Annotated in this window: 21 protein-coding genes and 2 pseudogenes; 2 read left to right on the top strand and 21 right to left on the bottom strand. The window is 61.4% G+C overall.

Annotated features, from left to right (window positions below; translation table 11 throughout):
* Window positions 1–10: 10 nt before the first annotated feature.
* From ACE10X_RS10130 to ACE10X_RS10095, 8 genes and pseudogenes are all read right to left on the bottom strand, one after another.
* A complete protein-coding gene (locus ACE10X_RS10130) occupies window positions 11–898 on the bottom strand; it encodes a hypothetical protein (protein ID WP_253592547.1) in 888 nt (295 codons plus the stop codon).
* A complete protein-coding gene (locus ACE10X_RS10125; protein ID WP_209946076.1) occupies window positions 895–2,445 on the bottom strand; it encodes a hypothetical protein in 1,551 nt (516 codons plus the stop codon). The genes ACE10X_RS10130 and ACE10X_RS10125 overlap by 4 nt, the downstream gene beginning before the upstream one ends.
* Before the next feature lie 261 nt (window positions 2,446–2,706).
* Window positions 2,707–3,705 (bottom strand): polyprenyl synthetase family protein, encoded by a 999-nt coding sequence (locus ACE10X_RS10120; protein WP_209946078.1) that lies wholly within the window; start codon window positions 3,703–3,705, stop codon window positions 2,707–2,709.
* A gap of 132 nt (window positions 3,706–3,837) precedes the next feature.
* On the bottom strand, window positions 3,838–5,181 hold the full coding sequence (locus ACE10X_RS10115) for a cytochrome P450 (RefSeq protein WP_209946080.1): 1,344 nt from the start codon (window positions 5,179–5,181) through the stop codon (window positions 3,838–3,840).
* Window positions 5,181–6,002, bottom strand: a complete 822-nt coding sequence (locus ACE10X_RS10110; RefSeq protein ID WP_026192342.1) for an SDR family oxidoreductase — start codon at window positions 6,000–6,002, stop codon at window positions 5,181–5,183. Before ACE10X_RS10110 ends, ACE10X_RS10115 begins: the two co-directional genes overlap by 1 nt.
* Window positions 6,003–6,009: 7 nt before the next feature.
* A pseudogene (locus tag ACE10X_RS10105) lies at window positions 6,010–6,298 on the bottom strand (ferredoxin); the annotation flags it as partial.
* 1 nt (window position 6,299) lies between these two features.
* On the bottom strand, window positions 6,300–7,589 hold the full coding sequence (locus tag ACE10X_RS10100; RefSeq protein WP_209946082.1) for a cytochrome P450: 1,290 nt from the start codon (window positions 7,587–7,589) through the stop codon (window positions 6,300–6,302).
* A gap of 90 nt (window positions 7,590–7,679) precedes the next feature.
* Window positions 7,680–7,825, bottom strand: a pseudogene (locus tag ACE10X_RS10095) (cytochrome); the annotation flags it as partial.
* A gap of 249 nt (window positions 7,826–8,074) precedes the next feature.
* On the opposite strand from ACE10X_RS10095, the gene ACE10X_RS10090 reads away from it, so the two are divergent.
* Both ACE10X_RS10090 and ACE10X_RS10085 read left to right on the top strand, forming a co-directional pair.
* A complete protein-coding gene (locus ACE10X_RS10090; protein WP_240537164.1) occupies window positions 8,075–8,266 on the top strand; it encodes a phospholipase effector Tle1 domain-containing protein in 192 nt (63 codons plus the stop codon).
* A gap of 213 nt (window positions 8,267–8,479) precedes the next feature.
* Complete coding sequence (locus ACE10X_RS10085) at window positions 8,480–8,689, top strand: hypothetical protein (RefSeq protein ID WP_097671449.1); 210 nt, start codon at window positions 8,480–8,482, stop codon at window positions 8,687–8,689.
* Between the two features lie 328 nt (window positions 8,690–9,017).
* Here the strand turns inward: ACE10X_RS10085 and ACE10X_RS10080 are convergent, their stop codons facing one another.
* The 13 genes from ACE10X_RS10080 to ACE10X_RS10020 form a co-directional block, all read right to left on the bottom strand.
* Window positions 9,018–9,899 carry a pantoate--beta-alanine ligase gene (locus ACE10X_RS10080; protein WP_209943990.1) on the bottom strand — a complete coding sequence of 294 codons (882 nt, stop codon included), beginning with the start codon at window positions 9,897–9,899 and terminating at the stop codon, window positions 9,018–9,020.
* Between the two features lie 212 nt (window positions 9,900–10,111).
* Window positions 10,112–10,390: a pentapeptide repeat-containing protein gene (locus ACE10X_RS10075; protein WP_245164075.1), complete on the bottom strand. Its 279-nt coding sequence runs from the start codon at window positions 10,388–10,390 to the stop codon at window positions 10,112–10,114.
* A 43-nt stretch (window positions 10,391–10,433) separates the two neighbouring features.
* A complete protein-coding gene (locus tag ACE10X_RS10070; RefSeq protein WP_016848197.1) occupies window positions 10,434–10,778 on the bottom strand; it encodes a hypothetical protein in 345 nt (114 codons plus the stop codon).
* Window positions 10,778–11,866 (bottom strand): IS5 family transposase, encoded by a 1,089-nt coding sequence (locus ACE10X_RS10065; RefSeq protein ID WP_026192311.1) that lies wholly within the window; start codon window positions 11,864–11,866, stop codon window positions 10,778–10,780. Before ACE10X_RS10065 ends, ACE10X_RS10070 begins: the two co-directional genes overlap by 1 nt.
* A gap of 76 nt (window positions 11,867–11,942) precedes the next feature.
* The gene (locus tag ACE10X_RS10060; RefSeq protein ID WP_245163866.1) at window positions 11,943–13,121 is read right to left on the bottom strand and encodes a pentapeptide repeat-containing protein; all 1,179 of its coding nucleotides are present in this window, start codon (window positions 13,119–13,121) and stop codon (window positions 11,943–11,945) included.
* A gap of 856 nt (window positions 13,122–13,977) precedes the next feature.
* Window positions 13,978–15,690 (bottom strand): ABC transporter ATP-binding protein, encoded by a 1,713-nt coding sequence (locus tag ACE10X_RS10055; RefSeq protein ID WP_209943992.1) that lies wholly within the window; start codon window positions 15,688–15,690, stop codon window positions 13,978–13,980.
* Entirely contained in the window at window positions 15,691–16,554 is an 864-nt protein-coding gene (locus ACE10X_RS10050) for an ABC transporter permease (protein ID WP_016846349.1), read from the bottom strand.
* On the bottom strand, window positions 16,551–17,540 hold the full coding sequence (locus tag ACE10X_RS10045; protein ID WP_245163867.1) for an ABC transporter permease: 990 nt from the start codon (window positions 17,538–17,540) through the stop codon (window positions 16,551–16,553). Before ACE10X_RS10045 ends, ACE10X_RS10050 begins: the two co-directional genes overlap by 4 nt.
* Window positions 17,512–19,128 (bottom strand): ABC transporter substrate-binding protein, encoded by a 1,617-nt coding sequence (locus ACE10X_RS10040; protein ID WP_245163868.1) that lies wholly within the window; start codon window positions 19,126–19,128, stop codon window positions 17,512–17,514. The genes ACE10X_RS10045 and ACE10X_RS10040 overlap by 29 nt, the downstream gene beginning before the upstream one ends.
* A gap of 100 nt (window positions 19,129–19,228) precedes the next feature.
* Complete coding sequence (locus tag ACE10X_RS10035; protein WP_016846346.1) at window positions 19,229–20,569, bottom strand: NtaA/DmoA family FMN-dependent monooxygenase; 1,341 nt, start codon at window positions 20,567–20,569, stop codon at window positions 19,229–19,231.
* A gap of 591 nt (window positions 20,570–21,160) precedes the next feature.
* Window positions 21,161–21,328 (bottom strand): hypothetical protein, encoded by a 168-nt coding sequence (locus ACE10X_RS10030; protein ID WP_155258783.1) that lies wholly within the window; start codon window positions 21,326–21,328, stop codon window positions 21,161–21,163.
* 1,374 nt (window positions 21,329–22,702) lie between these two features.
* The gene (locus ACE10X_RS10025) at window positions 22,703–23,266 is read right to left on the bottom strand and encodes a GNAT family N-acetyltransferase (RefSeq protein ID WP_244436099.1); all 564 of its coding nucleotides are present in this window, start codon (window positions 23,264–23,266) and stop codon (window positions 22,703–22,705) included.
* Between the two features lie 221 nt (window positions 23,267–23,487).
* Window positions 23,488–23,673, bottom strand: a complete 186-nt coding sequence (locus ACE10X_RS10020; protein ID WP_038380113.1) for a hypothetical protein — start codon at window positions 23,671–23,673, stop codon at window positions 23,488–23,490.
* Between the last annotated feature and the right edge of the window lie 306 nt (window positions 23,674–23,979).

Here is a 23,979-nt window from a genome sequence, read left to right as displayed (position 1 = left end):
CCGGCGCACGCTAGCCTCCCCCCGCAGCGTCGCTGCGGTAGCGGCTGGTCGAGGTCTGGTAGTACTGCGCGCGGATGGCCGCCATGGCCTCGATCAACGCTCCCCAGGGCGCGGGAAAGCGTTCTTTCGCCATCACCCGGTCCAGCATGCGCGTAAGGCCGGCCAGCTCGTCGTTGAGGAACTCCACCACAGGCATAGCCGGATAGCGCTGCAGCAGGAGAATCGCCGCGTTGCAGGCCTCGCCGGCCGACCTGTCCTTGTCGCGTCCATGCAGGTCGTTCTGCAGGCGCCCTATCGCGGAGATGAGCCGCAGGACCTGGCGAAACGCCGGACGCGCGCGCAAGGTCGCCATGTCCAGCCCCCACAGCAACGACAGGCAACAGAGCACGTTCGCGTAGGCGATCGAATCGATGCCGTTGTGCAAGTACTCGGTGTAAGACCAGCGTTCCGCCCCCGCCGCTTGCGCGTGCCCGGCGCGCAGCGCTGCGCAGTAGCACCGGGTATCGTCGAGAAGCTGAGCATAGTCGCGACGATCGTAGGCGAGCGCGGCCAGCGAAGCGCGCAGCACAGCGCAGCCCTCGAATCCGGGAAGCGCGCACGGCACGCCCTGCCCCAGCGCCTGCTCTACCGCGGCGAGCTGCTCCGGCGCGATCAAGCCAAGATCGTTGCAATCGTCGAGCCAGAACAGCAGCGCCAGTTCGCGATAGAATGCCACGATCAGCGTTTCGTCCTGCGGATCGCGGCCGGTGCGGGCGCTGATGTCGCGCAGGCTCAGGCGGATGCTCTGCAGGATGTACTGGCCACCCCTCACCGCTTCCACGGCATGCTCCTCGCCGAACCCGGTCAAGGAATGCCCCCACTCCAGCACCTGCTGCAGCGCGCGTTCGGTCTGGATCATGGCGTCGCTCCTGCTTCCTCGGCCGGGTTGCGCCGTCCCCAACGAAGCGCCAGCCACAACCCGGCGAGTTCGGCGACGCGCACAACCCGAGTTGGACAATACAGTTCCTTGCCGATCCACAGCGGCGTCTGCGGCAACGCGTGCGCCGCATGGCGGGCGAGCATCCACTCCAGCGCACGCGCTACTGCTTGCGCGATGCGCCGGCGCCCTGTCGGCTCTTCGCTCCCGTTCATCACGTGCAACGCGAACAGCGCATAGGCGGTTTCCTCGAACGTTGACGCGCGACCCGCGCCCCAGCCGCCGTCCTCGCGCTGCGCCAGCAGCAGCGCCGCCAGCGCGCGCTCATCGCGCCACTGCGCCTTGCCTTGCGCCAGCGCAGCGACCGCATGCGCGGTGGGATACAGCCACGAAACGTGCCATTTTTCGTTGTCCCACAGACCGTTCGGGTTGCGATTGGCCTCGACGTAGGCGCTGATGCCCGCGGCGGGCTTTTCCAACAGTCGCAGCGCATGCAGGGCATGGATGTTGGTCGACACCGAGGCATTGCGCTCGCCGGGGAAGGTGACGAACAGTTCGCCGATTTCGAATTGGCGCAACGCATCGACCGCCGGGTCGCGGCCTGCAAGGCGCAGGACGCACAACGCAACGGCGGTGTCGTCCGCATCGGCCGCAAAGTGCAAGGCCGGGCCCAGACCGCGCACGCCCAGGCGGGCGTCGAGCTGCGCGACGATCACGCGCACCGCCTCGGCGAGCGCGGGATGCGCGAACAGCCCGGCCAGATGCAGGGTGTACAGCGACCAGCATGGCTCGAACACATTGATCGGCCAGACATTGGGAATGACACCTTCGATGCCGCTGCGCGTCGCCCGCGATGCCATCTGCAAATACTCATCGGCGCGCCCGAGCTGCGGCGTGCTCGCCTGTGTCACGGCGTACGCACGCCACGCGGCGGTGGCCGCCGGACTGATGCCGATGCTGCCGTCGTCATCCGGGAATGCGGTGGTCGGCGACGTCCCCCAGGCTTCCCAGGAGTGCAGCAATGGATGGCCGCTCGGCAACGTTGCCACAGTCCCCAGCTTGACCATGCACGCTTGCCGCAACGGCAACAGCGCCGGGTGGCGCGGAAACGCCACGTCGCCCAGCAAGGATGCGGCCTCGCCGCAAAGCTGCGGCAGGATCAGCTCCGCGCCGATGGGCGCATCTTCCGGCACCGCATGCGCGTAGGGATCGGGCTGGCGCTGGAGGAACTGGGTTGCAGCCTGGACTGCGTCTGGAACGCCGGGAAGAGAATCGGCGCGCGGCAATGCCAGCAACGCCGCCCACGTGGGCGCATGGCGGAACCGCGAGAAGTCCGCGCTTCCCCAACCGCCGTCGGCCTGTTGCTGCGCGAGGAGCCACGCGTATGCGTCCTGCCGACCGGTGACGTTGCCGTGGAACCACAGCGCTCGCGCCGTATCGTAGACGGACGGACCGACGCGGCCACCATCGCTCATCTCGCTCAGCAGGCGGCGCAATTCGGAAAGAATCTGTTCGGACAGCGCATTCACGCGGGATGTTCCTTCTGCAAACGATTGACGGGAACCAGAATCGGGCAGACGCCGCGCACGTCGCCGCAGGCCCGTCGCGGTCCGGCGCCTCAGCAGCGCCGGACGGCCGCATAGGCTTGCGCGCCGCGCGCCACGTGCGCCGCGGCAATGCTGGCCAACCGCTGCGATCAGCGGCGCGAACTCGGGGACACAGTGCAGCATGCACCGCTGCCGCCGGCCGATCGCAACGCCACGGGGGCGCCTCCATGCGGACGGGCGCGCTCATGCGGATGGCGCGTGCTTGAACAGATACGCGTTGGTCCGCTGTAGGATTTGCGCCAACCGCTCCGTACGCGGCCCCAGCGGCGCGATAGCCTCCCCGCTATCGCGCAACAGATCCAGCGCGAACTGGCGTGCTGCCTGCAGCCCCATGAACGACGCGCAGGTCGGCTTCTGCGCCGCCTCGTCCTTGCCGGGGGTCTTGCCCAGCGCCGCGGTATCCGCTGTCACGTCGAGAATGTCGTCGATCACCTGCAGCGCCAGGCCGAAACAAGCGCTGTAATGATCGAGCGCACAGTACAGCGCAGCGTGCGCGGCATCATCCGCGACTGCGCATAGCGCGCCCATGCGAACGGACGCGCGCACTAGCGCTCCGCTCTTCATCCGGTGCATCGCCACGATCCTGTCCAGCTCGACGTGCTTTCCAACCAGCGACAGATCCATGGCCTGCCCGCCTGCGGCACCCTCGGCGGACACCGCCTGCGCCAATTCGCGCACGAGCGCGATACGGTTGTCGCCCGGCGCATCCAGGCTCGCCAGGGTCAGGAAGGCGTGCGCCTGCAGCGCATCGCCGACCAGGATCGCAGTCGCTTCGCCGAACTTGACGTGCACGGTCGGACGGCCGCGGCGAAGCACGTCGTCGTCCATCGCGGGCAGATCGTCGTGAACCAGGGTACAGGCGTGCATCATCTCGATGGCGGCGGCGACGTTTTCGAGCATGTGCGCCGGTGTGTCGGCCAATGCGCCGGCAGCCAGACAGAGCAAGGCGCGGGTACGTTTCCCGCCATGCAAGGTGGCGTAGCGCATCGCCGCCATCAGCTCGGTCTCACCGTCATGTTCGGCGCAGAGAAGACGCGCCAGCTCCAGTTCGACCCGCTTTGCGCCGTCCTGCATCCAGATCTCGGGGAGCAGCAAGCCGGATGCGCCGCGCGCCTGCGTGCCCGATCCGCCGGGCGCGGAATCATCAGTTCTGTCGTCCTGTGGCATGGAACCGGTCTGCATGTTGTTTTTGTCCTTGACAGAAGACCGCCACGGCGAGCCCCGCCGCCAGGGTGTTGTCGGCGTCGCACCGAGTGCAGCAATGCTGCGCGTCGCCGGCGCCGTTGGCTCGCCACAGGGGCATGCGATGCCAGCTCATGAGAATCCGATGCGGATCGTCATGGACGGATGTGCGGTCGGGTAATAGCGCCGGCCTTTTTCGACGCCGCTTAGCAACCGCGGCCGCACCCCGGCCTCGTGCATGGTCAGCGCCAAGGCGATACAGAACTGCACCAGTTCCAGCCATGCCAGGTGGTAGCCCATGCAGACGTGTGGGCCGGTACCGAACTGCAGCATGTCCACCGGCCGGATCGGCTCGGTGCGTTGCAGCCACCGCGCCAGCCGAAACTGATCAGGCGCCTCGTGCAGCAGCGCCGAGGTGGAGAAATGCAGCAGTGGGATGCACAGATCGGTGCCCGCGGGAATGCGCCGTTGGCCGAGTCTCAATTCACGCAGTGCGCGACGCACTAGGAGCGGCGTCGCCGGATACACGCGCAGCGTCTCGCGGAACATCGCCTCGGCGACCGGACACTGCGCCAGGTCCGCGTGCCGAGTCGGCACCGTGCCCACGCGTTGCGCCTCCTCGACCAGGGCGTCCCACAGCCCAGGCTGCCGCGCCAGCTCGATCACCATCCAGGCCATCGTCGAGGCGGTGGTGTCGTGACCACCAAGCAGCAGCAAGCGGATATTGGCGACCAGGACGTCATCGGAAAGCGCATCGTCGCTGCGATCGAAGGCGCTCACCATGTCGTTGATCAACCCGGTGCGCGAGGCATGTTCGCGCGCGGCGCGGACGAACTCGCGCAACCGCGCATCGATCCAGTCACGGGCGGCGCGGCCGCGCCGCAAGGGCAGTCCGGGCAGGTCGACCGGGGGCGCGACGATCAACTGCAGCAGTTGCTGGTACTTGCGGCGCCATCCCGGCAGGTCCTGCGCGGGGATTCCCATGAGACTGAAGATCAGCTTAAGCATCAGATCGCCGGTTTCGCGCAAGATGGTTACGTCGCCGCGGTCGCGCCACCTCTGCACGCGCGCCCGGATGACGGGCGCGAACAGCTCGCCGATGCCGGCCTGGGTCAGCCCCTTGGGCAGAAGCGCCGCCTGGATCGCATCGCGCGCCTGCCGGTGCGCGATGCCGTCCTGGGTAACCAACGTTCCGCCAAACAATTCGGGCGCGATGTCTTCGATCAGCGCCGAGGATACGTCCTTGTGCCGGAGCAGTGCGAGAGCATCCGGATCCAGACTGGTCATCAGGTGTCCGGCAGGGCCGAAATCCAGCCAGAAGTGGCTGCCCAGCCTCCGTTCCGCGCGCCGCAGCAGGCGCGGCAGGTCGCAGACGACGGCGGGAAGATGACCGACCAAGGGGAAAGCGCCGGGCACGACCGGGATGTCGTGCCGTAGCCGATGCCGACGGTTCAGCGGGTTGAGCATCATGTCCATCAGCAGCGCGGCGACGTGTCCGCTTCGGCGGTCTCGCCGGAAGGCCGCGCGGCGCGGCTGTTGCCACCGTCGGCGTACGTCGGCACATGCGCCAGCATGCCGCCGTCGATGCACACGACCTGGCCGGTGATGAACGCAGCATCGTCGGAGAGCAGGAACGCCACCAGCGCAGCCACATCGTCGGGGCGGCCGACGCGCGGCAGGAGCTGGTGCCGCCGCAGATGCCGTTGCGTGCACTCGTCCAACTTGGCGAGGAGACGATCGGTCATGATGAGACCCGGTGCAACCGCGTTGCAGCGGATCTGCGCATGACCGTACTGGGTGGCGAGCGAGGCGGACAGCATGTTCATCGCCGCCTTCGACGCGGCGTAGGACGTCTGCGCGGTGTCACCGCTGAGCCCCTGGCACGACGACGTGTTGACGATCGCGCCACCACCGCGGCCGATCATCCGTGGGATGGCCTGCCGGCAGCAGAGCAACGTGCCGCGCAGATTGGTCGCCATTGTCTGATCCCAGACCGCCAGGTCCAGGTCGAGGATCCCGCGGTCGCGCGGAGTCAGATGCACCAGCAGGTCGACCCCACCGAAGTGGCGCTCCGCCGTTTCGAACAGCGCTGCCACCGCGTGCGCATCGGCGATGTCTGTGGCCGAGGCCAGCGCGCGGTCCGCTTCGGATGCAATTTGCGCAGTGCAGGCGATGGCCGCCGAGCCATCAATGTCGGCGACCACCACTCTGCCTCCCTCGCGCGCGATAGCGACGGCGCATGCCTTGCCGATGCCTGCGCCGGTCACCACGGCCACCTTGTCTGCAAACCGTCCCATCGTGTCCTCCTGGATGGCATTGGTCTCTCGCGGCATGGCGCTCGGCCCTCCGCTGGAGAAGGCGCAGGGTCGGCACCGGCGCGCTCGCCATCGCCAGCGTCGCTTTCGATGACCCGAATGGCGGCGACCGGGCACTGGCTCGCCGCGAGCCTCACGGCGGCGTGCAGCGCCTGCGGGACCGTCGCCACGCACACTTCGGCCACGCCGTCTGGTTCGCGCTGGCGAAAGGTGCCCGGCAGCGTCAGCACGCACTGCCCGCTGGTTCCGCACAGGTCCTGGTCGACCACGACGCGCATCTCAGCTCCCCCGCGCATGCAGCCGCACCGGCAGCGCGCGGAACGTCCGAAGGAACGCGGAGGGCTCCCGGGTCGGCTGCTCGGCCAAGGCCAGCGTGGGGAAGCGCGCCTGGATTCGCGGCAGGCTCTCGGCTAACTGCACCCGGACCAGTTGCGCACCGAGGCAGAAGTGAATGCCGTGGCCGAAGCTCAGCATGATCTTCCCGTCGGTCGACATGCCAGGACTGGTACCGTAGAACCGCGCGGGATCGAAGCGGTCGGGATCGGCGAAGGCGTCGGGGTCGCGATTGCCGGCCGCGATCAGCATGCGCACGTCCGCGCTCTTCGGGATCACCATGCCGCCCAGTTCGATGTCGCGCTGGGCGATACGCGGAATGGAGCTGAACATGACGGGCGCGTCGCAGCGCAGGACTTCTTCGACGAATGCCTTCACCCCCACGGCGTCTTTGTGTAGCCAGTGCCGCTGTTCGGGATACGCGAGCATCGCCAGGACCGCATGGTCGATGGTCGCAGCAGTGGTGGCGAAGCTGCCCAGCAGCATGCCCCACAGCATGCTGATCAACTCCGCATCCGACAGCATGTCGGCATCATCGTCATGTGCGCCGACCAGCATCGACACGATGTCGTGGCGCGGGTCGGTGCGCTTACGCTGTATGAGGCAGCCGAAGTAGGTCTGCACCCTGGCGCTGGCCGCGTCCGCCGCGGTGAGCTGGGGATCGCTGGCATGCGGGCGCAGGCCTTCCAGAATGGCGCCGATGCCGGCGGCGAGCCCGAACATGTCGTCATGGGGCATGCCAAACAGTTCGGCGAAGACCAGCATGGGCAACGCCAGTGCGAATTCCCGATGCAGGTCCACCGCCTCCCCGCGCTCCAGCGCGGGCGCCATGCCGTCCAGGCGCGCGGCGACGATGCGCGCGATGCCTGGCCGCAGGTTGTCGATCTGGCCCATGGTGAAATCGCGCGAGATCAGCCGGCGCAGACGCGTATGCGTCGGTGGGTCCTTCATCGCCAGCGAGGACGCCAGCAGATTGAGCGACAGGCTGGTCGCCGCACGCGGGAAATAGCGCGCCAGTTCGTCCGGCGCCGGAGCCCGAAACGCATCGCCCGTGGCCTTGAGCGCCCAATAGATGTCGGCGTGGCGGCTCAACAGAAAGAGGCCCGACGCCGCGCGATGCACCGGATCGTGCTCGCGCAACCGGCGCATGAACGGATACGGGTCGTGCATGCACGCTGGCGACGCTAGTTCAGCGAATGCGTCCCCGCATGTTGCCGTGGTTTCTTGCACGTCCATCCTGGTTACCTGTTGGCTGGCTGATCGGCGCGCGCCATGCGCGCCGGCAAATTGCGGAGAAGATCGCGATTCCCGGGGGCGTCCACCACATCACCAGAGCACCGGCAACTCCTCGAATCCGCCAGGATGATCTCCTTGCGCAACTTCAGTTCTTCAGGCGCCACGGTCAGACGGAGCGCGGAAAAGCGCTGGAATATCGAACCGAACACCGCCTTGAGCTCCAGCTTGACCAGCGCCAGCGCCGTGTCCGTCCCGAAGACCATCGCACTGCGATTGGTGATGATGCGTGAACAGAGCAAATCGCGTGCCGAAGTGAATTCGCAGGCCCAGCAGGCACTCCGTAGCGGCGCGTAGTGTCAGGTTTCTGGCGTTGAGTCTCAATACCGACAATCGGCGCAGCAAGTGCCGACAAAGGCCCGCTCTCGCACTGAATGTGCGGGGCAGCCCTTGCGCGACATTTCAAGCATCCGGATTGGCTGCAGCAGGTGTGGTTCGCCGGAAACCACTCCGATGTCAGCGGTAGCTATCCGGAAAACGAAGCCCGCCTCTTTGACATCTCGTTGGGTTGGATGGCGCATGCGGCCGAGAACTTTACCGACGGCAAGACGCCCGACGGCTTCGGCATCGAGGTCGACGATAGATTCCTGACGCTGGATCCGGATCCGCTTGGTCCGTAGCACGACGAGTGCGAACCCGGTCGCTTGCGGGGGCAAGTCAAGTGGACGGAAGGGTTCCGTCAAGTGCAGAGCTAGGCTGTCCTTCGTCCGGCGGCACTTGAGCGCTTCGCCGCGAAGTGGGGCGTGCAGCAAACACTAGGAATAGGGTGCCTATACGCCAAACACCCTCATGGTCTAGCGCGCGCTGGCGCTACGCGCATTGTGTTCCTTGTAATGCCGATCATCTTTGGCGCGCTTGCAAGTTGGGAAATCTTAAAAGGCGACAACAAGTACGAATACCTCACGGCCACCACGGCGCTGGTCGCCGGCATCGTGCCGGCGGTTTACGCGGCGTTGAAGCTGGATGAGCATCTGCCGACGGCCGTGCGGCTAGCTGGTGAATACAAGAACCTGGAGACCTTTTCGGGGACCTCGCCGCAATAGGCCCTCACAAGCCATCCGACGTGTTCGAGGCCGAATACAAGGAAACCCGGACTCGATTAGAATGCCAAGAACGAGGCGTTTACTCCACCCGAGTGGTACTTCAAGCGCGCGTCTTTCACCATCTGGTGGCGCCAATTCGCCGACGAAGCCAGGATGCGCACTCATAACACAGCCCCCTGCGCTCCAGCATGGCTCGAGTGGGTCGCGGCGCGTTCATGACCAGGATCCGAGAGGAGAGAGCGAACGGATTCGGCTCGATCACCTCGATTGAGTCGATTTGCAACGCGCCGATGGCGACGCATGCTGCTTCCACGCAGGATGCGTTCGGCTACGGCTCCTCAGGCAAATCAATCCAAATATCCGCGGGACCTTCCAGGAGCGTATCCTGATCGGGAACGTAGATGCTATCAAAGACCCTGAGGCCATGAGCCATTGCCGCACCAATGATTATGAAAGGGAGCTTGACCTGCTCCAGATCTTCGAAGCTATCAGCGTCTACGATCCGAACGAAATCGAGTTTAAACTGTCGGAATGTGATCAGAGATTCGGCTGATGCTATCAGATCCTTGATGCAGGACGTCCCTTTAGCGATCTCTTTCCTCAAATGGTTCAGTGCCATGAAGAGGCACGAAAGCTCATCGAGCTCAGAGCGGCTAAAGCGTCGTAGCCGCGACGAAATCGGCACTCCGTTCCTATATCTCACCGTCGGCACAAATCGTATTTCGCAGTCAAGAAGCAGGTCTGCGACGGCGCGCTTTACCAAGATCGCCTGACCGATATCTTTCAAGCCAAAATAGCTGCGAGTGGGGCGTGCATAGCAGATCCAGCGGATGGAACCGGTAACAGCTTCCTTCAAGTGTTCCTCGGGCCCGTCCAGACGCAGATCATAGTCGTCTTGCGTTAGAAACGTTCGATAGCCCGCCGGAAACATCTCGGCATCGCTGGACGAAAGCACGGCGGTTGCTCCCGCGCGTAGCGCAAGCCCAATGTCGTCGTCCAGATTGAACTCGTAGCTAACACCGGGCTCAAATTGGCTCTTGTTCGGGTAGACCGTGACGATTGCAACGTCATTCTCAATTACCGCCCTTCTGATGAGTTCTGCATGGCCGCGGTGCAGAGCGCCCAAAGTGTGCACCGTGCCAATCGTCTGGCCTGTTCTCGCGACCTCCCGGAGGAAGGCCCTGCCTGCTGAAAGGGAATCTAGATGCATGTGTCTTGATCCAGTTCTTCTGAACACAAGGACGGCCTTGTCCCATCGCTCAGACTACGGAAGACTTGGCCTGAGCGCCGCATCGACCGCGCACGGTCAGCTAACATCGACGAGAGTTTCATGTCTCACCTCACAAAGGGGCTCGGTCCCAATCGACCTAGTCTGCCTGACATTGTATTTCCCAGGTCTTCATTTCGCGCCCTCTGAAACAATCAGGTCGATCCAGCTCGACCACGTCTCATCAACGACGACAACTCAGCCAGATAGGTTTCCGGCTCGCGCGGCGGACCATCCTTCAGAGCGGCCTGTAGTCCCGGACATCTATCTGCAAAGAACGGCGGCTCGAATGTGGTTATCGTTGCGCCCGAAAAATCGACCTTTACGAAGCTTGCCTGAAAGGGGGATATTCCACTCAAGTTCGCGTCGCGCAAGGAAGATTGATTCATGCGAATGTATGCCAAGCGCGCAGCCTCGAGGTTACTGCCGGTCATTCCCGCCGCGAGATATGCCTGCACTAGCAGGCTGTTGAAGAACTCAGCCGCGTTCGCAAACGAAGGCTGAATCGTCGCCGTTGTGGATGTAGAAGTGGCCGACGAGCCTGTCTGCAGTGCCGACCATAGCCCATCCGCGACCGCAGGACGGATCGTTCTCATCGTGCCCTTCCCATGAGAACTCCGCGCACGCCGATCCGTCGCGGGTGCCGTAGCGCACGTCCAGGAACCCCTTGAGAGCCCCAAAGGCGATTTCGCCATCGGACTTGCCCTGGAAGGTGAGATGCGCCTCCTCGACAAGATCGAGGAAGTCGCTATCCCAGACGTCCATCTCGACGATGCGCCAGCGGCCTGCAAAGGCCTTGGCGAGACCGGGCACCTTGGCCATCAGCCGGTCTCCGCGATCAGCTTGGGCAGCCGCACCAGATTGTAGGCGGTGGCAGCGAAGGTAAAGGCCCATGCGACCCGATCACGGCCACGGAAGCGGGTCTTCTCTTGCCCCGCGATCGTCTTGATCCAGCCGAATGCCTCCTCGATCCGCTTGCGGATGCGCTGGCTGACCGCATAGCCGCCGTGCCGGGTTGTTCGCCCGTCAATCGTAGAGCGGCGGCCGCTGGTGTTCTGTGTCACATGCGGCGTCACGTTCATCGAGCGCAGTTCGTTGACGAAGTCTTCCACGTCGTAGGCTTTGTCGGCGCCAAGCGTGATCGCTGTCGGCCGGTCAGCACGAGGCTCGATCATGTGCAGCGCGGCCACCCGCTCGGCATGCCCATCGGCCTGCGTCAGGCAGGCATCGACCAGCAGACCGTGGCGGTTCTCCATCAGCCCGTGCCCGATGAAGCACAGCTTCGTCTCCTTGCCTTTGCCCTTGCGATACAGCCTGGCGTCTGGATCGGTGGTCGAAGCATGGGTGTCATTCGAGCGTTTCTGGCCGTGGAAGTCCGCATCAGCATTGCGGCCGCCTTGCGCCGGCGGCTCGCCGGAGCCGTCCTTCGGCTTGACACTCTTCATCGAGGCCCAGGCCTCGATCAGCGTGCCATCGACCGAGAAGTGATCACTCGACAGCAGCTTCTTCACCCTGGGCTGCGCCAGCACCGCCGCCAGGAACTTCGCCGCGATGTCGCCTTCCAGCAGCCGGTCGCGGTTCTTCGAGAACACCGAATGGTCCCAGGCTGCGTCATCGACGCCGATGCCGACGAACCAGCGGAACAGCAGGTCGTATTCCAGCCGCTCCATCAGAAGCCGCTCCGAGCGGATCGAATAAAACGCCTGCAACAGCATCGCCCGCAGCAGCTTCTCCGGCGGGATCGACGGCCTCCCAATCGGCGAATAGAGCGCGGCAAACTCGCGCTCCAGCTCTGACAGCGCCTCGTTCACAATCCTCCGGATCGCTCGCAGCGGATGATCACGCCGTACCCGTGCCTCCAGGTCGACGTAGCTGAACAACTCGCCCGTTCGATTATCGCCACCGCGCACGCCCCGTCTCCGAATCTCGTCGGAGCCAATGAATCACGCTCGCCGGTTGGCGGCGAGTACCTTTTTCAACAGCCTGCTAGATTGGATCCTTCGAGATTTGCGCGATCCAATGCCATTGATTGCGGGGGTCACCGGTAAGTATCGACCTGTAGAGGTAAGCCTGAGATAGGTCTGCATTCTCAAGATCGCAGTCGCGCATAAACGCACAGCGGCCACGAAAGCCCACAAACTTGGCGGCTCGCATGGTGCTTTCTATTATCGAAATGCTTTCGCCTGATGCCCGGGACAGGTCCGCTCCATCGAGCTGGCAGGAACGAATAGATGCACCGTTCAACACGGCACCGACGAGGTTCGCGTCGGACAAGTTTACGGACAGGAGCCGTGCATCGGTCAATTCTGCCTGTTCAAGCTCCATCCTGGAAAGATTTGACAGATGCAGATCAGCAAATGGGGCGCTCAGTGCTCTCGCCGTAATCCGGCCGCTCACCTTTGAGAGTCTCAGATACGGAAGATGAGCGCCTTCCAGGACAAGGCCGTCGACCGACGTGGGACGCACGATCGATAAGCAGTCACCCTTTGACTGAAAAAACGAGCAAGCCGCAAGATACGTCTTCGTGATCGTGACCTGGCTCAATTTGGCAAAGCGAAAAGAAGCGGAAGAAAGGAAGCACTCATTAATAGTCGAGCCTTGCAGTTCCGCCCCATCGAATACAGCGTAACTCGCGTCGCATTGATAGGCGAGAAGTCCACTGAGCATCGCGTTATCAAAACGCGTTCTTTTCATGCTGCAACCGTGAAACAGACTGCCGGTCGCATCAACTACATTGCGCAGACTGGCATCATCGAAGTTGCAGACTTGTGCTGCAATCGCGTGCATATACGCACAATCGAGCTTGGCGCCACGGAAGCTTGCTCTCTCTAGCCCGGGACAGATAAGGTTCGCCCCTGAAAGGTCTGCCCGATCTAACGTTGCTCCGTAGAGTTGCGCGCGATTGAGGGTGCAGCGCCGCAACGGGAAATCGGATAGGTCGAGACCACTGAAGTTCTCGGAGGATAGCTGCAGGCCAATCCCCGTTCTTCTGATAGCCTCCTCAGTTCGCCTCGCAACGGCCGCCACTGCGCGCGGCCGATCAGAAGCTCGGCTCCAGTATCGAACAAATTCTCCATCGGATGAAACGTTTTTTATCGGCCCGGCCCAGTTCTCTGATTCTTCATTTGCGCTGCACTCGATGTTAGCGTCGATCGTTTGCGACATGTCGACGATTCCATATTGCCCGGATTGCGAGTCGGCTTCTCGTTGTGAAGCTCTTGTCACTCGGCAAGTGCGGGTAAGCTTAAGCGATTGTCACACCGGGGTCTGCCAAACCGCGAATCGATGGGTCGATGACGCAGCAATTGTGCGGCGGGCCTTCGCAGCCGCGGTGGTGCGCGCGTCGACAGAATGTGCCATGGCCCCTCCACCACTGCTTGTTGCGATGATTCACCGGGCCCGCCAACGTCAACGACGCAAGCTCAACGACTATGCAAATATGCCCAAAGACGCGATTTGGCTTGATACGGCTCTCTCCCGGCAAATGCATCCGTCAACCGAATGCGCGAAGTTCTCGTTCTTGCTTCTTTCTCAAAATGAAGCCACGGCTTGGGGCCGAAAGTGATCGCTTATGTAGCGCCGTACTCGGAATTACCTGAGCAATGACCGTGCCAGCCGATCAGCTGTAATAAGGGGCTGAATAAATGCGATGAAATCGAGATCATCGAATCGACGCCAAGTGTTTTGAACCCGACAAAAGCCGTCTCTTGTCGGGGATCGCACCAGGTTCGCAAGGATATCGAAAAAACCAAGTTCCGAGCTCGCTCGCGAGACGCGCGATGGCCGAGAAGGGGCACATAGTCAAGGGATTCGGCACGTTCCAACCGTCGATTCGCGAACAGGGAGTGTACGAGCGCGACTGGCCAGCTCCGTGCGCCGGCCGACCCACCGCGTACCACACACTGTGCCGGCGGAGCGATGAACGAGCGCGCAATCGTGACCAAACTGGCGCGCAAAATGGTAATACTTCGGCGATCGAAGATCGGCTATTTATGATCCAGAAGGTCGAATTCGGCAGCATTCACGCGATGCCTCTTTCGAGAATCGTTGACGAACGACTTATCTCAGGACCGCGCACAAGACGGGGCATGGCGGCGATAAGGCTCCTAGTATATTCAGATAGTGGATTGAGAAATATCTCTTCAGTATCGCCACAGTCGACAATTCTCCCATGGCGCATCACGATGACGCGATCGCTGATATGACGAACAACGCCGAGATCATGGGAGATGAAGAGATGACTCATGCCGAGGTGAGCCTTCAGATCGCCGAGCAAGTCCAGGACTTGGGCCTGGATCGAGACGTCTAGCGCCGAAACCGGCTCATCGCAGACGATCACGGCAGGATTTGGTGCAATCGCGCGGGCGATCGCGACGCGCTGGCGCTGACCGCCCGAGAGCTCGATCGGTCGCCGGTCGAGCAGGCTCTGGGATAATCCGACTAGATCGAGCAGCTCGATGACGCGCTCCTGACGCTTGGTCGACGTCTCGACGTTGCTCGAAAGGCTATCGGATAAGATGCCGCCGACCGTCCAACGTGGATCAAACGAGCCAAGCGGATCCTGGTAAATGATCGATATCGACCGTCGGCGAGCCCGCCGTTCACGTTCGGCAAGCTTGGTCCAAGCCTTTCCTTCAAACTGAACGGCGCCCTCGTCGGGTTCCTCGAGGGCCAGGACCATGCGCGCCATCGTGGACTTTCCCGACCCGGACTCACCCACGATGCCCAATGTCTCGCCGGATCGCAATTCGAAGGAGACACCGTCGACGGCCGCCCGTAAAGCGCCATCCGGGCCGCTGAACCGCTTCACGAGGCTTGTGGCTTCGAGCACGATGGGACGAGATCTCGGCAGCAATTGCACGGGTGGGTGCGTTCGTCCGCCAATGGTCGATGGTGAGAGGCGTGAGCCGCGCGGCCGGCCTGATGGCACGGCATCCAGCAGCTGACGAGTATAGGAATGTCGTGGATCTGCAAATATCTGAGCGGCGGTACCGCGTTCGACGACCTCGCCTTGACGCATAACGAGGACCTCATCCGCCACGCGGGAGACCACCGCCAGATCATGACTGATCAGGATCAGAGCTTTACCCCGGGTTTTGGTTTCCTCGAGCAGTGCCAGCACCTGAGCTTGCGCTGTCACGTCTAGAGCGGTGGTCGGCTCATCGGCGATGAGGACGCGTGGCTCGAGCGCAAGTGCTCCAGCGATGAGAGCCCGTTGGCGCTGACCGCCGGACAATTGATGCGGCAGTTGCTGAGCCTTGATCTCGGGCTCAGGGATGCCGACGAGCTTGAGGAGAGCAATCACGCGCTGTGCGAGTTCCTGGCGTGATGATACGGCACCATGCAGGCGTAAGCCCTCGCCAATCTCTTTGCCGATCCGGCGAAGCGGGTCCAACGAAACGAGTGCATCCTGTAGTACGAAGCCAATCCCGCTGCCGCGAATGCGCCGCCAGCCACGATCGTTAAGGCCGATCAGGTCCGTCCCATCGAAGCTCAGTTGGCGTGCATGGACCCTGGCGTGGCGACCGGCTAGGCCTATGAGAGCCCGCGCGGTCACGCTCTTTCCTGAGCCGGACTCACCGACGATCGCAAGGCACCGCCCCGGTTGTAAGGAGAAAGATACATTGCGCACGACCACTTTCGTGGCGATGTCGCGCCCGAAGGAGACACGAAGCGAATCGACCGTGAGGAGGTCTGCCTGCTGCGAGACCGGCCTGGGAGGAGCCTGCAACATTCAAGCCTTTCCTTCCAGACGGTCCTGCAGGTGGCCTCCGACAATGGTGAGGCTAAGGGCAAAGATCGTCACGGCCAGTCCGGGTATGACCTCAAGCCACCAGGAATAGATCACATAGTTGCGCCCGGCATTGAGCAGCGCGCCCCATTCAGGGGCCGGGGGAGCAACGCCAAGACCTAGAAAGGCTAGCCCCGACGCCCAGATAATCGCCTGACCGACGCCGATTGTCATCATAGCTGTCAGGGGGTTCATCGTGTTCGGAAGAATATGCCTCCAGGCGATACGGGGAAACGGATGTCCGAGCGCCTTGGCTGCCTCCACGTACCCGGTACCCTTGATAGAAAGCATCTGGCCCCTGATCATGCGCGCATAGCCTGGCGCCGTGGCGATTCCGACGGCTATGACCTCAGTCAGCACCGACGGCCCAAAGACGGTGACGAACACCAGGGCGAGCAAGAGCGTGGGAATTGCGAAGAGCACGTCGAAAATCCGGGTGAGAATGCTGTCGACCACGCCAGCGAAAAGTGCGGCTGCGACGCCGAGAATGAGTGCAACGGATATGCTCAGCGCGGTCGCACCAAGTCCGATGGCAAGCGATTGGCCAGCCCCCTCCAGCACACGGGAGTAGAGATCCCGGCCCAATTGATCTGTACCCAACCAATGGACGGTCGAAGGCGACTGCAATGACGAGCTCAAATCGATAGCGAGTGGGTCGTGCGTCTGCAGCACCTTTGGCGCGATGGCCGCGAGGACAAAGAAGCCAATGATGGCAAGCGAGGCAGCAACCCGGAAGGGAACATTGCAGATGAATTCCAAGACTTCTCTGAGCGGCTGAGACACCGTGACTTCCGCGAACCTGCTCATGTCAGCTTCATCCTCGGATCGAGCATCCGGTAAGCTAGATCGACAATCACACTAAGAAGAACGAATAGGCCCGCCGAGATCAAAACAGCTCCCGAGACAATCGGAACGTCCCGCGAGGACGTCGCTGCGACGAGAACTCCACCCAGGCCTTGGCGGGCGAAAACGATCTCTATCAAGATCGCCCCCGACAGAAGCTTGCCAAGAGCCCAACCTGACAACGTAATGCCGGGCAATGCGGCATGACGCAGGACATGGTGAAGTCTGACGCCGAAATCACTCATACCTCGAGCTCGCGCGGACGTAACGAAGGGCTGCTCGAGCACGCGCGTGAACTCGTTCAGAACGACTTGTCCGAAAAAGCCCGACAGTTCGAGAGCCAGCGCAAGGGTTGGGAGAACGAGTCCCATGGCAGTACTTTCCCCAACAACGGGAAAGATCCGCAAGTTCACCGCAAAGACGACGAGCAGAATTGTAGCTAGCCAGTAAGGCGGTACGGTTGCCAGGAAGATTTGCGCGCCGCTGAGCAGCTTCGACCATATGTTGTCTCTGCCGGCGATCAACAGGGTGGCCAAGATGGCAATAGCCCATGCCGTCAGCAGCGCGGCGATCGCCAGAACAATAGTCGGACCAATCTGCTCTGCGATGATTCCTACGACGGGTCGATGCTGCTGGTATGATTCACCAAGATCTCCGTGCAGGATTAGCCATATGTATTTCGCATACTGAACCACGAGCGGTTGATCAAATCCATATTGCGCATTGACAGCTGCGAGCTCTGCCGGAGGCGCCGGCCCAACGTTACCACTCCGTACATTGATGATGATCTGCGCGCGATCGCCTGGCAGCAAACACTGCATGAGGAACGCAAACGTTGCTGCAGCCCACACGACAACCACGCCGGAGAGTATGCGGCGCGCGAACCAAACAAGCGGATTTTTGGCTACGAGCTTCACAGCCTCATTTCCTTTCATCAAAATGAGCGTCATAGAAGACGGGCTCGCCCACCGACCCGTGGTCCAGCCATACGTCTTTCAGATTGGGGCTGGTGGCCAAAGTCACGTCCAGCACCGTGAAGCCAATCACAGGAGCCTCATCCACGATCTTCCGTTCCGCCTGCTGATAAAGACCGGCACGTTCAGCGCTGCTAAAATCCTGCTCCGCCCTTTGGATCACCTCCCAAAGCGCCGAATCCTGGAAGCGCGACGGATTGAATCGATTGGGTTCACCATTCTGGTCCGGCTTCCATGAAATCCGGAAGATCTCGGCGCCGGGTGCAACCCAATAGAGCAGCACGATTTCATAATCGTCGGGGCCGAGATTTCGTCCGGCAAAGAAATCAGCGGGATTAGTGGGTTGAAGACGTACGTCAAAACCGGCCACCCTTGCCTGCTGCTGGATTACTTGCAAGGCTTGCTCGCCATCGGGCTTCAGAAAAGCGTTCGAATAGGAAATGCGCACCGTCAGTGAATTGCCGTTCTTGACACGGATGCCGTTACGGTTGCGCTCAGTCCAACCCGCCCGATCAAGCAGCTGATTGGCTTGCCGAATATCGTACGTATACGCCCGCCCGAGCTCGTGCAGGTATTCCGGCGAGCTTTGACTTAGCGCACCGTTGCCTTCAAATGGCAAAGAGCCAAGAAAGGATGTGTCAACCGCGGCCTTTCGATCAGTAGAATAAGCGAAAGCCTTGCGGACGAGCACGTCGTCAAAAGGAGGCCTGGCCGCATACAACGCAAGGCGTAGAGGAGTGCCGCCGGTAATATGCCGCAATATTCCAAAGCGGGAATTAGCGTCTTTCCATGCAATGGCCGGGATATCGTATATGGCATCGGTCTCGCCTGTGATCAGCGAGCCGTATCGGACAGTCTGATCTGGCAGAAACTTCCAGCTTATTCCGTCAACGTAAGCCGGGCCCTGGTGTTTCGCGGTGGCCGGCGCCGAATTGTAGTCAGGATTGCGGCGGAAGGTGACTTCCCGCCCATGGCGCCACTTGTCGACGATGAAAGGACCCGAGCCGACCGGATTCTCGCAATTCACCGCAAGTGCACGTTTGAGCGCGGATGGCGACAGAATGCCTTGTGAGGATTGGGCGAACACATTGAGCAAGGGCTGGAACGGCGTCTTCAAGGTTACCTGCAGCCTCTGAGGAGCGATTGCCTTTGCCGATTCGAAGCTGTCGCTAAGATAGGGAGCAGCAGTGGGATTGCGAAGATCGGGGTCATTGCTGAGCCACCCGTTGATATTGTCAGCGATGGCCTGCGCATCGAGAGCAGTCCCGTCCGTGAACTTCACATTCGGCTTTATCTCGAATGTGTACACCTTTTTGTCGTCGGAGATGGTCCAGGACTCGGCCAACCATGGCGCAATCTTGCCGTCGTCGCTGCGAGCAACCAGATTGTCGCTGTATTGGCGTTGCAGGTACCATTGCTGCACCCACCCGCCGAACAGGCAGGCAGGCTCTTGAAAATGCCCATAACGGATAACGCCTCCCCGCTTCACGGCTACCCCTTCTTGAGCACGAACGCTGGGTGCCCATTGAGACAGGCCTGAGAGCATGGCAAGGGTAACCGCCATCTTTCTTGCTAGATGGCTCGACTGGCCAGTGAAGCGCCTCGTGGGTCGCGCAGTCGGTAAAAGCATATCCAGGCTCCGGAGCATTGGTGTTGAGGAAATGTCACAGCGGTGAGCCAGCTGTGGCTCTTGCCGGCTCGAAAGGAATCGAAATCCCGAAATGCTCCCGCAGTGTCTGCCCCCGATATTCTCTGCGAAACAGTCCGCGCTTCTGCAGGATGGGCACCACATTGTCGACAAAGGCCGGAGTGCCATCCGTCAGCACGTCCGGAATGATATTGAAACCATCGACCGCACCGGCGCGGAACCATGCCTCAATCGAATCCGCGATCTGCTCGGGTGCGCCCACGATCAGGCGATGCCCAAACGCTTGAACGGCACTGATGATCTCGCGAACCGTCCGGCCTTGACGTGCGAGGACTTCAATCGTGCGATGGTGGCCGACAGAAAACGGAACCTTATCTGCATCGGGCAAAATCTCCTGCGGGATGGTCCTTTCGAGGCTAAGCTTCTCGACTGCCACGCCCATGCTTCGTGCAAGAGCGGCCACGGCGCGCTCTAGATCGAGCAACTCGTCCAGCTGCTCTTTGCGACGAGCCGCCTCTTCCTCGGTTCCGCCGATGCAGGTGACCAGGCCTGGCAGGATGAGCGGAGCCGCGGAGCGTCCGAATTGCCGAGAGAGCGCGCGCAGGCGCGCGGCCTCCTGCAGCGCCGTTGCCAAGTCCCCGGCTGCCGCAAACACGACATCTGCACTGCGGGCACCAAGCCGTAATCCGGGCTCCGAACCGCCTGCCTGAACGATGACGGGATGACCTTGCGACGAAGCGGGATGCGTAAGTGGACCTCGGATACCGAAGCTATTCGTAGCCGGGTCGAGTAGCCGGAATTGCCTTTGATCTGCGTAAACTCCCGCAGCCTGATCGGCGATGATCATCTCGTCGCCCCAGCTCAGCCAGAGAGCACGGACGGTTTCAACGAAGTCCTCGGCGCGTCTGTACCGATCCGCTCGTGCGATCTCATGACCGCCAAAGTTCGCAGCCGTCGCCGAGTTCGAGGTCGTGACGGCGTTCCAGGCGACGCGGCCGCCGCTGATGACATCGAGAGATTGAAAACGCCGGGCGAGATTGTATGGCTCATTGTAGGTTGTCGACGCGGTCGCGATCAGCCCAATCCGCTCCGTTTCGCGGGCAATCACAGAGAGAACCAACGTAGGCTCGAGCCCGTTCAGCGGCGGCTCGTGCGTAATGTCGGAACTTATCGCGGGCGTGTCGGCGAGGAATACGGCATCCAGCAGACCGTGCTCCGCAAGCTTCGCGGCCCGGACGTAGTGCTCGATATCGAAAAAGGCGCCTGGATCTGTGCCCGGCCAGCGCCACGCGGCAGAGTGCCCACCAGCGCCATGAAGATTCAAACCCAGGTGAAGCATGGAGTTGACCGAAGACATCACACCTCCGAATGCGACGGCCTCTGAGCCGCTCGCAGGGTTTTGTAAACAAGCCGATCTCCGCCTGCGATTTCGGCGGCCACCCAGCCCTTTCGCGCAGGGCCGCCCTGAATGCCCCCGAGCAACCTATTTGAGAGCGCTGATAATAGGGCGCCGATTGATGCCAGGCGGGTATCACCAAAGAGGCCTTGGCTAGGCCCTGCGATGTTCTCCGAGCCGGCGCGCCCCAGAAGACCTACGACCACGATAGTTGCCAAATGACGCCCAACTATGTGCAGCTCGTTTGCATTCCCGATTTGATTCCACACGAGTGCACTCACACCGGCTCTCCACTATTCATCAAAAGGCTCGCTTCGTTCTCAGGACGGTGCTGTCGACGCGCCCATTCGCGATCGTAACGCTTGGACCGACCGAGCGAGCTCAAGCTATTCGATCTCTAGAGGTCGAGAGCAGCCAAACGCAATAGTTGAGTATTTCAATCTTACATCCTCGGTTGGCATCCTCTTCTATTCGATGTCGATCTTCCCATCGCTAAACCAGACTGCTCTCTGGTCATGTTCACCGAAACGTCAATGCATGATTACCGCGACTTCAAGCGGCAACCGCCCGGCTCGCAGCTAATAAATCGATGCGTTCGACGACACATAAGACATTTGGCGCGACAGTTTTGATCAACCGCTTCTGCCGCGTTTGAAAGTTAAGGCCAGCCAATGAGGTGAAGCCGAGCCCATCATTCAATAATGCGATGAAATATTCCAAATTCTCGATTCCTCGGTGACACAATCCTGGCAGCTGAGATTGCTACTTGGTCACGCGCGCCCCGAAGGCCGCATTCCTTGGCGGGCTGGATCAGCTGCCTCAGGAATCAGCCTCAATCTGCACTCGGCCGACGCGGTGCTGAACCGGCGCAAACGCCGGTGGTGAGGTCGAAAGAAATTATGCAACACAGAGGCGTTGCAATTCAGCACGAAGCGTCGGCAGGCGAATGGCGCTACAGTTTGAGATGGGCGGCAAGACGTCCAGCGGCAAAGCCCGAACGAGATTGCAGCTTCGTGCAGTCCGTCGGGTCAACGATAGCATTAATCGCGAGCTGCATCGCCGTGCAGAAAGTCAGAGTTGATATTGCCGTGGATGCTTCTGTCGGCTGCGCGGCTCAATCTCTGCCGTCTTGGGATCAGGGATGCCAGTTAACCCGCATATCGAACTTGATGCGCACGCGCCGCACTGGGCGCAATTCGCGATTGGACATCGCCATCAGACAACGAGCGGTATTTCTCCCATTTTCGCCTCGGCTCCCGGCCGGGCGTCCACCCGTTCGCATCGCAGCATCCCCGCCGGCATGGTGGGACGAAGGGCACATGCAAATCGTTTACTTGGCGGACAAGCGGCCCTGACCGCGACGAAGCCGACGCCTTGCTGACGCTCAACAGGATAATGGAGGTGGACCTTCGGAGTCGCCGACGACAAAGACGGCGAGCAGGCGCTGGACGTCGTCGCGAACCTAATGGCGGCTGTAGAGACGTTCTGAAGCTGGCCGGCCGTGGCCAGTTTACCCAGTTCATCCTGATGGACGGCTCGAAGATGGATGCACGCCTCCGCGACCGAGTGGGTCTGCCACGAATTCCCGGCCGCGGGGATCCCCAATCCCGGTAGCTTCGTTGGCTTCGGCCTTCGATCAGGTATTTGCGAAGAAGGGCCGCGGCGGCTGCTTGATTGTCCTTGAACGACAGGGACTCACGAAATGCGTAGGGCCAAAACAATCTCACAAATCGCCGCGGTCACTGCCCGCCAAGGTATCGTTGCCTGGATCACCATAATGCTTTAATCCTTGGTGATGGCAGACGCATCGGAAAAATTTTGCCGAGCCAGTACACTGATGACCAGGTTCAGGCCCAGCGGGTCGGATATTATCTACTTCGTGTGAACGTAGAGAACGCGTTGCTTATCGGTGATCCTGTCGATTTCCTGGAGCCAGCGGTCGAAGTTATTCAACTCTACCTTGTGGGCCCACATACGCGTTGCGGCTTTCTCAGCACGCTTACAACGTAAGATTATCTGCCATAATACAGGAACAAATCTTCCACCCTCGAAGACTCGAACAATCCGTCCGCGAAGCGATTGCTCGCGACACGATTAGGTCTGTGCCTGATCAGCTGATTCTGATGGCGTCATTGGCGTGGGAGGGCGAGAAGACTGCGCTGCAGCGAGATCCCAGAGCATATAGGTCGCAGCCTCGCCGTAGCACGCTAACTTTGCGCGCAATTCCGCATTCGTCGTGACTGACCGAAAGCCGAACTGTTCCCATAGCGGCCGCGTGGCATAGACCGAGACCAACGCTAGAACTGCACCCGACGAGCGTGCGAGTTGTTCGAGCGTCCGGATATAGGCCGCCGCTACACCACCGCGGGCGAAGGGCAACACGGCCACGTCGTGCACGTAGAGGCAGTCCGCATCGTCGGGCAAGCTTGCTAGGAAGCAATCGAGCGGCGGAATCTGATACTGCTTCCAGGGGTGGGCAAGGCCGTAGCCGACTATCCCTTCATCCCCGACGAGCACGCGGCAGCCGTCGGGACAAAGCCGCATCTTCTCCGCAAACACGTCAGGCCGCTCAAAAAGATCGGGATGGATGCGCTCTGCGATCGCGATGATCGCAGCAATGTCGGTCGTGCTGGCCGGACGCCAACGAGGCTTGCTCACGTCTATCCTCATCCCCTCTCATTCGTCCAATCGATTCGGTCGCTACCATGGGCGCAGCGAAGAATATCGCTGCCATCGTCGCAGGACAACACGCCGCTCGGCTCCCGAATCGTGATCCGGTTCAGATACCGTTTCCCGCTCGCGTTACGGCGGGAGTCGTTGACTCGTCCGGAAAGACTACAAGTATGAAGCGCGGTACGGAGGTAAGTGGCGGCAATTGATCAAGTACGAAACGCTTGATGATACTTGAGGAAAAGGATCTCTCGGCTTTGCTCCTCCCGGCCAGAAGAAAGACAATGGATTTCTCTCCTTCGGCAAGTCGTGGCGGCAAGATCTTCCAGCGTCCACAAGCCCTGATCCATCAGCACTACGGACTGCGCCGCAGCGCCATCGTTGTCGCGCGCCATGGAAAACTGCCCCCTCAGCGTCACGAGGAATTGCCCCCTCCTCGGATAGCTGAGGAGAGAGTGAATGAAGCAGGAACGAATCACTGAAGGCTCGCCGTGGAGTGATCCACGGGGGCAAGTGATGAAGACGCCGGATGACGTGGCGGAGATGTTGCGCCTGAGAGCGTGCGGGGGGGTCTGAAGCGGATTGCGCGGCAGCTGGGCTGCAGCCATCACACGGTGAAGGACTACGTGGCGGGGGGCGGGGTGAAGCCGTTCAAGCCGCCTGAGCGGCCGAAGCGTCTCGACGGTCTTGAGGGTTGGCTG

The sequence above is a fragment of the Bradyrhizobium sp. Pha-3 genome (assembly GCF_042258325.1).
GTDB classification, from domain to species: domain Bacteria; phylum Pseudomonadota; class Alphaproteobacteria; order Rhizobiales; family Xanthobacteraceae; genus Bradyrhizobium; species Bradyrhizobium elkanii.
The sequence above is the reverse complement of the archived record's forward strand: the minus strand, read 5'-3'. Positions and strand labels throughout refer to the sequence as shown.